Genomic DNA, 13860 nt, shown 5'->3' with positions numbered 1-13860 from the left:
GGCTCACCGCCGAGTCGCTGCCCGGCTGCTGGTACAGCGGCGTGAAGTCGGTCAGCTTGCCCGGCGCGATCAGCACGCCGCCCGCGTGCATGCCGATGTTGCGCGTCATGCCTTCGAGCTTCTGGGCAAGATCGAGCAGCGTCTTGACCTCGTCCTCGCGCTCGTAGCGCTCCTTGAGGATAGGCTCCTGCTCCATCGCCTCGGCGATGGTCACGTGCGTGCCGGGCTTGTTGGGGATCAGCTTGCTGATGCCGTCGCAGAAGGTGTAGCTCATGTCGAGCACGCGCCCCACGTCGCGCACCGCGGCGCGCGCGGCCATCGTGCCGAAGGTGGCGATCTGCGACACCGCATCGCGCCCGTACTTGTCCTTCACGTACTCGATCACGCGGTCGCGGTTGCCCTGGCAGAAGTCGATGTCGAAGTCGGGCATCGACACGCGTTCCGGGTTCAGGAAGCGCTCGAACAGCAGGTTGTACTGCAGCGGGTCGAGGTCGGTGATCTTCAGCGCGTAGGCGACCAGCGAACCGGCGCCGGATCCGCGGCCGGGGCCCACCGGGCAGGCGTTGTTCTTGGCCCAGTTGATGAAGTCGCCCACGATCAGGAAGTAGCCGGGAAAGCCCATCTTCAGGATGGTCCCCAGCTCGAACTCCAGCCGCTCGACGTAGCGCGGACGCTGCTGCTCGCGTTCCGCCTCGTTGGGGAACAGGTGGACCAGCCGCTCCTTCAGGCCCTCGTGCGAGGCGTAACGGAAGTACTCCTCGGCCGGCATGCCGTTCGGCGTGGGGAAGTTGGGCAGCCGCGGCTTGCCCAGTTCCAGCACCAGGTTGCAGCGGCGCGCGATCTCCAGCGTGTTGGCCACCGCCGACGGCAGGTCGGCGAACAGCTTTGTCATCTGCGCCGCGGTCTTGAAGTACTGCTCGCGGGTGAACTTGCGCACGCGCCGCGGGTTGCCGAGGATCTCGCCCTCGGAAATGCACACGCGCGCCTCGTGGGCTTCGTAGTCGTCTTCCTTGGTGAACTGCACCGGGTGCGTCGCCACCACCGGCAGGTTCAGGCGCGCCGCCAGCTGCACCGCGGCGGAGACATGCGTCTCGTCGTCGTTGCGGCCGGCGCGCTGCAGCTCGATGTAGAAGCGGTGCGGGAACAGGCTCGCGAGCTGCAGCGCGATCTCGGAGGCGCGGCCCTCGTCGCCTTGCACCAGCGCCTGGCCCACCGGGCCGGCCTGCGCGCCGGACAGCAGGATCAGGCCCTCGCCCAGCTCCTGCAGCCACTCCAGCTTCGCCACGCCCTGCGCGCGCACGACGTTGGCGGTCCAGGCGCGCGCCAGGATCTCGCACAGGTTCAGGTAGCCGCGGTGGTTCTGCACCAGCAGGATCACGCGCGAGAGTCCCGCCGGGTCGGTGCCCAGGCCCTGGAGCATCAGCTCGCAGCCCACCACCGGCTTCAGGCCGGCGCCGCGCGCCTGCTTGTAGAACTTGATCGCGCCGAACAGGTTGTTCAGGTCGGTGATGCCCAGCGCCGGCTGGGCATCGGCCCCCGCCGCCTTCACGATCTCCTCGATGCGGTTGGTGCCGTCGACGACGGAGAATTCGGTGTGCAGGCGCAGGTGGACGAACATGACCCGATTCTAGGAAACCCCGGGAACCGATTGGACCTTGACAGGTTCCTAGAATGCTTGCCCGTGAACAATATCCTCAACGTCTCCGCCTACCTGTTCGTGCCACTGCCGGACGCCGCCGCGCTGCGCGAACCGCTGCTGGCCCGCGCGCGGACCCTGGAGCTGAAGGGGACGATCCTGCTGGCCGAAGAAGGCATCAACCTGTTCCTGGCCGGCGCGCCCGAAGCGGTGCGCGCCCTGCTGGCCCACCTGCGGGACGATCCCCGCCTGGCCGGCCTGCAGGCCAAGGAGAGCTGGTCTGACACCGTGCCCTTCGGCCGCATGGTGGTGAAGCACAAGCGCGAGATCATCCGCATGAACCACCCGGCGATCCGCCCCGCGCAGGGCCGGGCGCCGGCCCTGGACGCCCGCACGCTCAGGCGCTGGCTCGATGCCGGCCACGACGACGCCGGCCGGCCGGTGGTGACGCTCGACACGCGCAATGCCTTCGAAGTGGATCACGGCGCCTTCGCCGGCGCCATCGACTGGCGGATGGCCAAATTCAGCGAGTTTCCGGACGCCCTGCGCGTGAACCTCGCGGACCTGCAGGGCAAGACGGTCGTCAGCTACTGCACCGGCGGCATCCGCTGCGAGAAGGCGGCGCTGGTGATGCGGGAGGCCGGGTTGGAGAACGTCTGGCAGCTGGAAGGTGGGATCCTGAAGTACTTCGAGGAAGCCGGCGGGGCGCATTTCCGCGGGGATTGTTTCGTGTTCGATGAGCGGGAGGCGGTGGGTGCCGATCTCGCGCCCGCGGCCTCGTAGGGTGGGCAAGCTCCGCTTGCCCACCATCGATGCGGCGCGCGGGCACGGTGGGCAAGCGAGCTTGCCCACCCTACGAATCGACGAGGCTCTGGATTCCCGCCTTCGCGGGAATGACGGCTAGGAGCGCGGTTCCGGCGGCGTGAAGCGCGTCGCCGGCAGCGGGATGTACTCGTCGTCCCCCGGCACCACGCCCATGCGCATCGCCTCCCAGTCCGCGCTGGCCTGCAGGATGCGCTCCTTGCGGCTGGAGACGAAGTTCCACCACATGTGGCGCGGCGCGTCGAGCGGATCGCCGCCGACCACCACGAGGCGGGCGCCGGCGTGCGTGAACAGGGCGGAGGGCTGCCCGGCCTGCAGCACCGCCATTTCGCGGGGCGCCAGCGCTTCGCCATCGATCTCGACGTCACCCTCGACGAGATAGAGCGCCAGCTCGGGCACCAGCGGCGGCAGCACCATGCGTCCGCCCGCGGGCAGCCACACGTCGAGATAGAGCGTGCGGGACAGCGCCGGAACCGGCGAGTGCGCCTCGAAGGCCTCGCCCACCAGCACGCGCACGCGGCCGTCGCCCACGCTCACCTCCGGGATCGCCTCGGCGGGCGTGTGCGAGAAGAAGGGCTCGGTCTCCTCGTGCGCGAGCGGCAGCGCCGCCCACAGCTGCAGGCCGTGGTTCACGTAGCGCGTCTCGCGCAGGTGGTCGGGCCGGCGTTCCGAGTGCACGATGCCGCGGCCGGACGTCATCCAGTTGATCGCGCCGGGCTCGATCAGCTGCTGCGTGCCGAGGCTGTCGCGATGCATCATGGCGCCGTCGAACAGGTAGCTGACGGTGGCCAGGCCGATGTGCGGGTGCGGCCGCACGTCGTGGTCGACGCCGGGCAGTTCCTCGGCCGGGCCGAAGTGGTCGAAGAAGATGAAGGGGCCGACGCTGCGCTGGCGCGCGTGCGGCAGCAGCCGCCGCACCACGAAGCCGCCGCCGAGGTCCTTGTCGTGCCCGATGAGCCGTTCTCGCATCATGCGGGCCATTGTAGGAACCGCCGCGATCTCCTGCTCGCCGACCAGACATCCAACAACCGGACGCAGAAGACGCAAAAACTACGCAGAGGACGCAAAAAATCCCATCAAGGATGTCTTTTGCGTCTTCTGCGGAACCTCTGCGTCTTCTGCGTCCGGTAGTTGGCTTTTATCAGCGCTGGAACCGCGCCGCAATCTCGGCAACGCGCTCGCCGAACAGTCGCGCCGTCTCCAGGTCCCCCGCCGCCATCGCATCCGCCCCGGCGTCCGCCGGGGACGTCGCGATGGCGCCGCTGTACGACACCAGGTAATTCACGTCGTCGCGCCTGGCCGAGCGCATCTGGCTCGGCATCAGGCCCTGGCTCACCCAGATCATCCCGTGCTGCATCGCCAGCGTGAACAGCGTGGTGAGCGTGCCCTGCTTGTCGCCGTTCATGCCCGCGCTGTTGGTGAAGCCCGCGGCGATCTTGTCCTTCCAGTCCTGGGCGTACCAGGCCTTGGAGGACGCATCGGCGAACTTCTTGAACTGCCAGCTCACGCTGCCCATGTAAGTGGGCGTGCCGAAGATGATCGCGTCGGCGGCCTTCAGCAGCTCCCAGCCGCCGGCCGGCAGGTTGCCGTCGGCGTCGATGGCGAGCAGCTGGGCTCCCGCCCCGCGGGCGACCGCCTGCGCCATGCGCTGCGTGTGCCCGTAAGCGGAGTGGAAGACGACGACGATGTCCGTCATGCCCGCCGGCGGCCGTCCATGCTGAAGCGTCCGGCGCCGAAGGCCGCCACGACCAGCAAGCCGCCCAGCACGGCGATGTTCTTGCTGAAGGCCTGCTTCTGCATCATCTGCTGCGCTTCAGGCATGGCCCAGTAGTTGTGGAACAGGGGCGTGATCACGGCGACGAAGATCGCCAGGCCCAGGGCCGCCCAGCGGGCCTGCCAGCCGACGAGCAGCGCGAGGCCCAGTCCGAGTTCGGCCGCGATCGCCAGTGCCGCGCACACCTCGGGGAAAGGGATGCCCTTGGACGCGATGTAGCCCGCGGTGCCCGCGAAGCCGGCGATCTTGCCCCAGCCGGCGGGCACGAACAGCCAGGCGAGCAGGACGCGCCCGATCAGGGCGAGCGTGTCCTGCGCTGCGTTGGGGGCGCCGACCGCGGGGCTGGCGTAGGTGGTAGTGGTGGCCATCAGGTTCTCCTTGCTTTGGATATAGGGACGATGATCAGTGCCCGGACAGCTCGAAGACGAGCACTTCGGCATTCTTGCCGCCCGAGAGGCTCAAGCGGGTCTCACCCTGCAACTTGACTGCATCGCCGGTGCCGAGCTTGTTGTCATTCACCGACAATTCGCCGCGAATCAGGTGCACATACACCGGCCGGCCGGGGTCGAGCGCCAGCGTCGCCTCTTCGGCGCCGTCGAACAGGCCGGCATGCAGCTTCGCGTCGGCGTGGATCAGCACCGAGCCTTCGGCGCCGTCGGGCGAGGCCACCAGACGCAGCTTGCCCCGCTTCTCCGCCTCGGGAAAGCTCTTCTGCTCGTAGCCCGGCTCGATGCCGGTCACGTTCGGCTGGATCCAGATCTGCAGGAAGTGCGTGGTCTGGTCCTTGGCATGGTTGAACTCGCTGTGCATCACGCCGCGGCCGGCGCTCATGCGCTGCACGTCGCCGGGCGGGATGCCCTTGACGTTACCCAGCGTGTCCTTGTGCGCCAGCTCGCCGGACAGCACGTAGCTGATGATCTCCATGTCGCGGTGCCCGTGGGTGCCGAAGCCGGAGCCCGGTGCGATGCGGTCCTCGTTGATCACGCGCAGGTTGCCCCAGCCCATGTGTTCGGGATCGTAGTAACCCGCGAACGAGAAGCTGTGGAAGGAGTTGAGCCAGCCATGGTCGGCATGGCCGCGGTCCTGGGACTTGCGCAAGGTGATCATGGTGAATTCCTTTGAATGACCGCTACTTTAGGCCCCGGATTCCTTGGCGAAATAGCCCCGGATTTGATGGCAGCATTCAAAATCCTTGAACATCGCTGCCCATGACCCCGCGTGACGTCCTCACCCCCGATGCCCTCGCCCTGGTCCAGGCCGTGGCCGACCAGGGCAGCTTCGCCGCCGCCGCGCGCGAGCTCGGACTGGTGCCCAGCGCCGTCACCTACCGCGTCCGGCAGGTCGAGGATGCCCTCGACGTCCTGCTCTTCGACCGCAGTTCGCGCCAGGCCCGGCTCACGGCCGCCGGCAACGAATTGCTGTGCGCCGGCCAGCAGTTGCTGCAGGATATCGACGCGATGGCCAACCGCGTCAAGCGCGTCGCCACGGGCTGGGAAGCGGAGTTCACGGTGGCCGTCGACGTGGCGCTGTCCTGCTCCACGGTGATGGAACTGGCGGAGTCCTTCTACGCGCTGCAGCCCACGACCCGCCTGCGCGTGCGCGAGGAGGCACTGGCCGGCACGCTGGAGGCGCTGACCTCCGGCCGCGCGGACCTCGCCCTGGGCGTCGTGGTCGAACCGGGCACCACGCCCGGCATCCAAAGCCACGAACTGGGCGACATGCTGTTCGTTTACTGCATGGCGCCGCACCATCCGCTCGCCGCCGCGACCGAACCGATCGGCGACGAGGTCCTGATCCGCCATCGCGCGGTGGCGGTGGCCGATTCCACGCAACTGCGCAACAACGCGGTGACCATGGGACTGCTCGCGGGGCAGGACGTCTTCACCGTGCCGACCATGCGCGCCAAGCTCGATGCGCAATTGCGCGGACTGGGCGGCGGCTTCCTGCCGGAGCCGATGGCGCGCCCGTACATCGAGAACGGCCGGCTGGTGGTGCGCGAGGTGCAGCGCTCGGCACGGCGCCAGCAGCGCCTCGGTTATGCGTGGCGCAGCGGCGGGCCGCTCGGGCCGGGGCGTGCACTGCAGTGGTGGCTGGCGCAGCTGGAAAGCCCGGCCACGCGCGGTGCTCTGCTGGAACGGCACCGATCTTCATGAACGGCTATCGCGGTCGTTTCGCGCCCTCGCCCACCGGTCCGCTGCACGCGGGCTCGCTGGTGGCGGCGCTGGCGAGCTGGCTCGATGCGCGCGCGCACGGCGGGACCTGGCTGGTGCGCATCGAGGACGTCGACCGTCCGCGCTGCGTGCCCGGCGCGGACGCCGAGATCCTGCGCCAACTGGCCGCCTGCGGCCTGCTGCCGGACGAGGAGCCGACCTGGCAGTCGCAGCGCGAGCCCCTGTACCAAGTGGCGCTCGATCGGCTGGTGGACCAGGGGCTCGCCTACCCTTGCGCCTGCTCGCGCAAGGACATCGAGGTGGCGCTGCGCGCGCAGGGGCGGGAACGTCCGCGCGGCGGCGAGCTGGTCTATCCGGGCACCTGCCGCCAGGGACTGCACGGCCAGGAGCCGCGCGCCTGGCGCTTGCGCGTCGCCGATGGCGTCGTGCCCTGGACCGATCGCCGCCTCGGCGTGCGCCTGCAGGACGTCGCGCAGGAAGTCGGCGACTACGTCCTGAAGCGGGCCGATGGCCTGTACGCCTACCAGCTCGCGGTGGTGGTGGACGACGGCGCGCAGGGGATCACGCACGTCGTGCGCGGAGAGGATCTCGCGGACAACACGCCGCGCCAACTGCTGCTGCAGCGCGCACTGGGCCTGCCGCAGCCGGCCTACCTGCACGCGCCGCTGGTGCTGGGGCCGAATGGCGAGAAGCTGTCGAAGCAGAACGGCGCCGAAGCCGTGGAGCTCGGCGATCCGCTGCGGGCGATCGTCTCGGCCGCGGCCGTGCTCGGCATCGACGTGTCCGGCGAACCCAGCCTCGGCAATGCGCTCCTTGCCGCGACCTGCGCCTGGGTCGCGCGTTTCCCGTAGGGGACAATCGGGGGATGAGCGACGAGAAGGACACGCCCGCGGGCGTGCAGCATCCCCGCGGCATCCGCAGCTACGTGCTGCGCACCGGCCGCACCACCATCGGCCAGGCGCGCGCGCTCGAGACGCTGGGCCCGCAATACCTGCTGCCCTACCAGCCGCAGCCCATCGACCTGGCCGCGGTGTTCGGCCGCGAGGCGCCCACGGTGCTGGAGATCGGCTTCGGCATGGGCGAAGCCACGGCCCACATCGCCGGCCTGATGCCCGAGAAGAATTTCGTCTGCTGCGAGGTGCACACGCCCGGCGTCGGCGCGCTACTCAAGCGCATCGGCGACCTGGGCCTGACGAACATCCGCATCGTGCAGCACGACGCGGTGGAAGTGATCGAGCACATGCTGCCGCCGGCGTCGCTGGCGGGCGTGCACATCTTCTTCCCGGATCCCTGGCACAAGGCGCGGCACAACAAGCGCAGGCTGGTGCAGCCGCACTTCCTGGCGAAACTCCTGCCGCGATTGCGGGCGGGCGGCTACCTCCACTGCGCGACGGACTGGGAGCCGTATGCGCAGCAGATGGTGGAGGTGCTCTCCGCCAATCCGCATCTCAAGAACACCGCGCATGGGTTCGCGCCGCGGCCGGAGTACCGGCCGCTGACCAAGTTCGAGAACCGGGGCATCCGGCTGGGACACGGCGTGTGGGACGTCGTGTTCGAGAAGAAGTGACCTGACGGTCCTTTCAAGCCAGCAGCCGCTGCACGAACGCCCGCCCCGTCGCCGCGGTGCCGAGCTTGCCGCCGACGTCGCGCGTGCAATCGCCCGCGGCGATGGCGGCCACCGTCGCCTCCTCGATCGCCTGCGCGGCCCGCAGGAAGTCGGGCAGGCCCTTGCGCTGGCCGTGCCAGCCCAGCAGCTGTCCGGCCGAGAGCACCAGCGAGAAGGGATTGGCGACGTCGCGGCCGGCGATGTCCGGCGCGGAACCGTGCTGCGCCTGGCCCATCGCATGGTCGCGGCCGGCGTTGAGCGAGCCGCCCAGCCCGAGGCTGCCGGAGAGCTCCGCCGTCAGGTCCGACAGGATGTCGCCGAACATGTTGGTCGTGACGATCACGTCGTAGCGTTCCGGCGCCCGCACCACGTGCGCCATCATCGCGTCCACGATGAAGTCGTCGACGCGCACTTCGGGAAACTCGCGCGCCACCGCCTGGCACATGTCGATGAACATGCCGTCGCCGATGCGCAGCACGTTGGCCTTGTGCACGATGCTGACGTGCTTGCCGCGCGTCATCGCCAGCTCGAACGCGGAGCGCGCGATGCGCTCGCAGCATTCGCGGGTGATCCGGCGCAGCGACACCACCACGTCCTTCGTGATCAGCATCTCGCTGCCGCCCGAGGCGATGTTGCGGTCGGCGTAGAAGCCTTCGGTGTTCTCGCGCACCACCACCAGGTCGAACGCGCCGACCTTGTTCGGCAGTCCCGGGTAGGTGCGCGCCGGGCGGATGTTCGCGTAGAGATCCAGCTCCTTGCGGAAGAATTTCGAGGGGTTGATCTCGCCCTTGGACTCGTCCTTGAACTCGTACGTGGCGGTGGGGCCGAGCATCAGGCCGTCGGCCGCCTTGACCTTCTGCAGCAGCGACTGCGTGACGGTCGCGCCGTGGCGCTTGAGGCTTTCGTGGCCGGTGACGTCGTGGTCCAGTTCGAGACGCAGGCCGAAGCGGCGCGACACCGCCTCCAGCACGTCGACCGTGACGGCCATGGTTTCGGGGCCGATGCCGTCCCCGGGAAGTACGACGATTTTCATGGTGCGGGTGTCAGCGCAGCTGCATGCCGGGGTTGGATGCGACGGCGCGCCAGTTCGCCAGTTCGCGCGCGAGCTCCTGGCCGAAGGCCGCGGGCGTCATGCGCAGCGGGTCCGCGCCTTCGGCGAGCAGCCGGCCTTTCACGGACTCGCCCGCCGCGGCGTCGTTGACCGCGCGATTGAGCATCGCGATCACCGCGGGCGGCGTCTGCGCCGGGGCCAGCACGCCCCACCAGGTCGTCACCTCGAAGCCGGGCACGCCGGCTTCGGCCATCGTGGGCACCTGCGGGAACAGCGCCGAGCGGCGCGCGCCGGTGACGGCGAGCACCGGCAGCTTGCCGTCCTTCACGTGGGACAGGATGGTCGGCACGGTGGAGAAGAACAGGTCGATGCGGCCGGCCAGCAGTTCGACGGTCGCCGGGCCGCTGCCCTTGAAGGGCACGTGGGTCATCGCGAGGCCGGTCTTCTGGCGGAACATCTCGCCGGCCAGGTGGTTGATGCTGCCCTCGCCGGCGGAACAGAAGTTCAGGCCCTGCGGGCGCGACTTGGCGGTGGCGAGCAACTGGGGGATCGAAGTCGCGCCGAGCTCGCGCGAGGCGACCACCAGCAGCGGGCCGCGGCCGATCATCGCGACGGGTGCGAAGTCCTTGGCCGCGTCATAGGGCAGCTTCGGCGAGATCGCGGCATGCGTCGCGAAAGTGGACGTCGCGAACAACAGGGTGTGGCCATCCGCCTTCGCCTTGGCGACCGCATCGGCGCCGAGGGCGCCGCCGGCGCCGCCGCGGTTCTCCACGATCACCGGTTGGCCGAGCTGTTCGGCCATCACCTTGGCGACGTCGCGCGCGATGCTGTCGGTGCCGCCGCCGGGGGCGAAGGGCACGACCAGCGTGATGGGGCGGCTGGGAAAGGTCTGCGCCTGGACGGCTGCGAACGGGGCCAGCAGCGTGGCGGCCGCGAGGGCGGTGGCGAAGGTACGTCGGGTCTTGTGCATGGTTGTCGTCTCCAGCCGCGGATCATCGCGCAGCGGACTCATCGGGTAAATTGCAAAGATTCTTCCGATTGATACGCATCGCACATGAATATCGACCTGGACGGCCTGCGCGCCTTCGTGGCCGTCGCCGACCTGGGCAGCTTCCGGGCCGCGGCCGAGGCGCAGCACCTGTCGCAACCGGCCCTGTCGCGGCGGGTGGAGAAGCTGGAGCAAGGCCTGGGCTTCCGCCTGTTCGACCGCACGACGCGCAAGGTCGAACTCAACGCGATGGGGCGCAGCTTCATCCCGCGCGCGCGGCACGTGCTGAACGAACTGGAAGGCGCCCTGCTCGGGATGGCGGACCTGTCGGACCGGCTGCGCGGCCAGGTCACGGTCGCCTGCGTGCCGTCCGCGGTGGGCAGCTTCGTCTCGCAAGCCCTGCGCGAATTCCACGCGCAGTTCCCGCGCATCCGGGTGCGGGTGGTGGACGACAGCGCCACCGAGATCCTGCTGGCCGTGGCCCGCGCGGAGGCCGACTTCGGCGTGACCTATCTCGGCACGCAGGAGCCCGACCTCGAGTTCGAGCCGCTGCTGCAGGAGGACTTCGTGGTGGCGTGCCCGGTGGGGCATGCGCTGGCGCGGCGGCGGCGCGTGCGCTGGGCCGAACTGGCGGACCACGAGTGCGTGATGCTCGCGCCGGGCAGCGGCAACCGCATGCTGATCGACCAGGCGCTGGCCGGCCTGCAGGTGCCATTGCGCTGGGCCTGCGAAGTGCGCCACGTCCCGGCGCTCCTGGACCTGGTGGAAGCCGGCATCGGCGTCGGCCCGGCGCCGCGCTTCGCGGTGCCGGTGGGCGGACCTGCAGCGCTGGTGAGCGTGCCCCTGGTGGAGCCGCAGGTGGTCCGCACGATCGGCATGATCCGCCGGCGCGGACGACCGCTGTCGCCGGCGGCGCAGGCGTTCCATGACATGCTGGTGCGGCGGGCGCGGGCGAAGTCTGCAGGGCGATAGCCGTCATTCCCGCGCAGGCGGGGATCCAGGGCGTCCAAAGAGAAAGGGCGCCGGTGGCGCCCTTCTTCAATGCCCTGGGCCCCCGCCTGCGCGGGGGTGACGGGTCAGACCCGCTCGGCCACCCAGCCTTGAACGGATTGGAGCGCCCCCGTCAGCTTGCTCGCATCGGTGCCGCCGGCCATGGCCAGGTCCGGCTTGCCGCCGCCCTTGCCGCCGACCTGCTGCGCGACGAAGTTCACCAGGTCGCCGGCCTTGACCTTGCCCATGCTGTCGGCGGTGACGCCCGCGGCCAGTTGAACCTTGGCGCCGTCGACCGCGGCCAGCACGATCGCCGCCGTCTTGAGCTTGTCCTTCAGCTTGTCCATCGTGTCGCGCAGCGTCTTGGCGTCGGCGCCTTCGAGGCGCGCGGCCAGCACCTTCACGCCCTTCACGTCGACGGCCTGCGCCACCAGCTCGTCGCCCTGCGAGGAAGCCAGCTTGCCCTTCAGCTGCGCCACTTCCTTTTCCAGCGCGCGCACCTGGTCCAGCACCTGCTCGATGCGGCCGTTCAGTTCCGTCGGCGCCGACTTCAGCGAGCCCGCCGCCGCCTGCACCGTGGACTCCAGCTGCTGCAGATACGAAAGCGCGTTGGCGCCGGTCACCGCCTCGATGCGGCGGATGCCGGCGGCCACGCCGCCTTCGCCCACGACCTTGAACAGCCCGATGTCGCCGGTGCGCTGCACGTGCGTGCCGCCGCACAGTTCGCGGCTGGAGCCGATGTCCAGCACGCGCACGGTCTCGCCGTACTTCTCGCCGAACAGCATCATCGCGCCGGTCTTCTGCGCCGACTCGATGTCCATCACGCGCGCCTGCGTCGCCTGGTTGGCCAGGATCTCCGCGTTCACGCGCTTCTCGATCTCGCGCAGCTGCTCCGGCGTGACCGGCGCGTTGTGCGTGAAGTCGAAGCGCGTCTTGTCCGCGTCGACCAGCGAGCCCTTCTGCTGCACGTGCGAACCCAGCACCTCGCGCAGCGCCTTGTGCATCAGGTGCGTGACGCTGTGGTTGCGCATCGTCGACTGGCGCAGCGCCATGTTCACGGACGCCTTGACCGTGTCGCCGACCTTCAGGCGACCCTGCGTCTGCACGCCATGGTGGCCGTACACGTCGGACTTGATCTTCTGCGTGTCCTCCACGCCGAACTGCACGCCCTCGGCCGCCAGCACGCCGCTGTCGCCGACCTGGCCGCCGCTCTCGGCGTAGAAGGGCGTGGTGTCCAGCACCACGACGCCCGGCTGGCCTTCTTCCAGCTGCTGCACCGGCGTGCCGTCCTTGTACAGGGCCACGACCTTCGCCGACTCTTCCAGCTTCTCGTAGCCGGTGAACACGTTGGAGGCGCCGCCGTATTCCAGCGCGCGGTCCATCTTGAACTTGCCGGCGGCGCGGCCCGCGGCCTTCTGCTTTTCCATCGCCGCGTTGAAGCCGGCCTCGTCGACGCTCACGCCGCGCTCGCGGCAGACGTCGGCCGACAGGTCCAGCGGGAAGCCGTAGGTGTCGTGCAGCTTGAAGGCGACGTCGCCGGGCAGCACCTTCTGGCCGCCGGCCAGGGCCGCGTCCAGGATCTCCATCCCGTTGGCCAGCGTCTCGTAGAAGCGCTCCTCTTCGGCCTTGAGCACTTCCATCACGCGCTTCTCGCTCGCCTTCAGGTTCGGGTAGGCCTCGCCCATCAGCTTCACGAGGTCCGGCACGAGCTTGTGGAAGAAGGGCGTCTTGCGACCGAGCTTGTAGCCGTGGCGGATGGCGCGGCGGATGATGCGCCGCTGCACGTAGCCGCGGCCTTCGTTGGACGGGATCACGCCGTCGGCGACCAGGAAGGAGGTGGCACGCACGTGGTCGGCGATCACCTTCAACGAGGGATTCGCGAGGTCCTTCACGCCGGTCTCGCGGCCCGCAGCCTGGATCAGCGCTTCGAAGATGTCGATCTCGTAGTTGCTGTGCACGTGCTGCAGGATCGCCGCCAGGCGCTCCAGGCCCATGCCGGTGTCCACGCAGGGCGCGGGCAGCTTCTTCAGCGAGCCGTCCGGCTGCATGTCGAACTGCATGAACACGTGGTTCCAGATCTCGATGTAGCGGTCGCCGTCCTGGTCCGGGCTGCCCGGAGGGCCGCCGGCCACTTCGGGACCGTGGTCGAAGAAGATCTCCGAGCAGGGACCGCAGGGGCCGGTGTCGGCCATCATCCAGAAGTTGTCGCTGGCGTACTTCGCGCCCTTGTTGTCGCCGATGCGCACCACGCGCTCGGGCGGCACGCCGATCTCCTTGGTCCAGATGTCGTAGGCCTCGTCGTCGTCGATGTAGACGGTGGCCCACAGCCGGTCGGCCGGCAGCTTGTAGACCTGCGTCAGCAGTTCCCAGCCCCACTTGAGCGACTCGCGCTTGAAGTAGTCGCCGAAGCTCCAGTTGCCCAGCATCTCGAAGAAGGTGTGGTGCCGCGCGGTGTAGCCCACGTTCTCCAGGTCGTTGTGCTTGCCGCCGGCGCGCAGGCAGGCCTGCACCGAAGCCGCGCGCACGTAGGGGCGCTTGTCGGTGCCGAGGAAGACGTCCTTGAACTGCACCATGCCCGAGTTGGTGAACATCAGCGTCGGGTCGTTGCCCGGCACGAGCGGGCTGGAGGCCACCACCGCGTGGCCCTTGTCCTTGAAGAAGTCCAGGAAGGTCTGGCGGATGTCGGCGACGGTGAATTTCGGTGTGGTCATGGGGGGTCCAGCTGAACCTTCGATTATAGGTTTCGCCCCCTGGCGGCCCGCCCCGGACGGGCCGAATCCCTTTAGGCTCAGGCGTGCCCCGCCGTCCATCCGGGCTGGCCG

13 protein-coding genes are annotated in these 13860 nt (G+C 69.3%); 5 read left to right on the top strand and 8 right to left on the bottom strand.

The annotated features are described in order from the left end of the window. Positions 1-1618: DNA polymerase III subunit alpha (gene dnaE / locus VF522_RS09000; RefSeq protein WP_330907906.1), on the bottom strand; the 1618-nt coding region annotated here is incomplete at its 3' end. 63 nt (positions 1619-1681) lie between these two features. Between dnaE and VF522_RS08995 the strand changes: the two genes are divergently transcribed. After that, entirely contained in the window at positions 1682-2419 is a 738-nt protein-coding gene (locus VF522_RS08995) for a sulfurtransferase (protein ID WP_330907905.1), read from the top strand. 117 nt (positions 2420-2536) lie between these two features. Here the strand turns inward: VF522_RS08995 and VF522_RS08990 are convergent, their stop codons facing one another. From VF522_RS08990 to VF522_RS08975, 4 genes are all read right to left on the bottom strand, one after another. Then, positions 2537-3430: a pirin family protein gene (locus tag VF522_RS08990; RefSeq protein WP_414709479.1), complete on the bottom strand. Its 894-nt coding sequence runs from the start codon at positions 3428-3430 to the stop codon at positions 2537-2539. 169 nt (positions 3431-3599) lie between these two features. Then, positions 3600-4154, bottom strand: a complete 555-nt coding sequence (locus tag VF522_RS08985; RefSeq protein WP_330907903.1) for a flavodoxin family protein — start codon at positions 4152-4154, stop codon at positions 3600-3602. Further along, entirely contained in the window at positions 4151-4600 is a 450-nt protein-coding gene (locus VF522_RS08980) for a DoxX family protein (RefSeq protein ID WP_330907902.1), read from the bottom strand. The genes VF522_RS08985 and VF522_RS08980 overlap by 4 nt, the downstream gene beginning before the upstream one ends. 34 nt (positions 4601-4634) lie before the next feature. Continuing rightward, positions 4635-5339 carry a pirin family protein gene (locus VF522_RS08975; protein WP_330907901.1) on the bottom strand — a complete coding sequence of 235 codons (705 nt, stop codon included), beginning with the start codon at positions 5337-5339 and terminating at the stop codon, positions 4635-4637. A gap of 101 nt (positions 5340-5440) precedes the next feature. Between VF522_RS08975 and VF522_RS08970 the strand changes: the two genes are divergently transcribed. From VF522_RS08970 to trmB, 3 genes are read left to right on the top strand one after another with little or no spacing between them, the layout of a single operon-like run. Beyond that, on the top strand, positions 5441-6385 hold the full coding sequence (locus VF522_RS08970; RefSeq protein WP_330907900.1) for a LysR family transcriptional regulator: 945 nt from the start codon (positions 5441-5443) through the stop codon (positions 6383-6385). Then, complete coding sequence (gene gluQRS, locus VF522_RS08965; RefSeq protein ID WP_330907899.1) at positions 6382-7254, top strand: tRNA glutamyl-Q(34) synthetase GluQRS; 873 nt, start codon at positions 6382-6384, stop codon at positions 7252-7254. The genes VF522_RS08970 and gluQRS overlap by 4 nt, the downstream gene beginning before the upstream one ends. A gap of 14 nt (positions 7255-7268) precedes the next feature. Continuing rightward, positions 7269-7970, top strand: coding sequence for a tRNA (guanosine(46)-N7)-methyltransferase TrmB (gene trmB / locus VF522_RS08960; protein WP_330907898.1), 702 nt, complete (start codon positions 7269-7271; stop codon positions 7968-7970). Positions 7971-7983: 13 nt separating this feature from the next. Here trmB and VF522_RS08955 read toward each other — a convergent pair whose 3' ends face one another. Then, positions 7984-9042, bottom strand: a complete 1059-nt coding sequence (locus VF522_RS08955; protein WP_330907897.1) for an isocitrate/isopropylmalate dehydrogenase family protein — start codon at positions 9040-9042, stop codon at positions 7984-7986. Between the two features lie 10 nt (positions 9043-9052). Further along, positions 9053-10030 carry a tripartite tricarboxylate transporter substrate binding protein gene (locus tag VF522_RS08950; RefSeq protein WP_330907896.1) on the bottom strand — a complete coding sequence of 326 codons (978 nt, stop codon included), beginning with the start codon at positions 10028-10030 and terminating at the stop codon, positions 9053-9055. Between the two features lie 84 nt (positions 10031-10114). Between VF522_RS08950 and VF522_RS08945 the strand changes: the two genes are divergently transcribed. Beyond that, entirely contained in the window at positions 10115-11020 is a 906-nt protein-coding gene (locus VF522_RS08945; RefSeq protein WP_330907895.1) for a LysR family transcriptional regulator, read from the top strand. A 104-nt stretch (positions 11021-11124) separates the two neighbouring features. Here VF522_RS08945 and alaS read toward each other — a convergent pair whose 3' ends face one another. After that, entirely contained in the window at positions 11125-13749 is a 2625-nt protein-coding gene (gene alaS / locus VF522_RS08940; RefSeq protein WP_330907894.1) for an alanine--tRNA ligase, read from the bottom strand. Positions 13750-13860 lie beyond the last annotated feature (111 nt).

The organism is Ramlibacter sp. (assembly GCF_036383835.1).
Classification (GTDB): Bacteria; Pseudomonadota; Gammaproteobacteria; order Burkholderiales; family Burkholderiaceae_C; genus Ramlibacter.
Note: the sequence above shows the minus strand (reverse complement) of the source record. Positions and strands in the feature narration are given on the sequence as shown.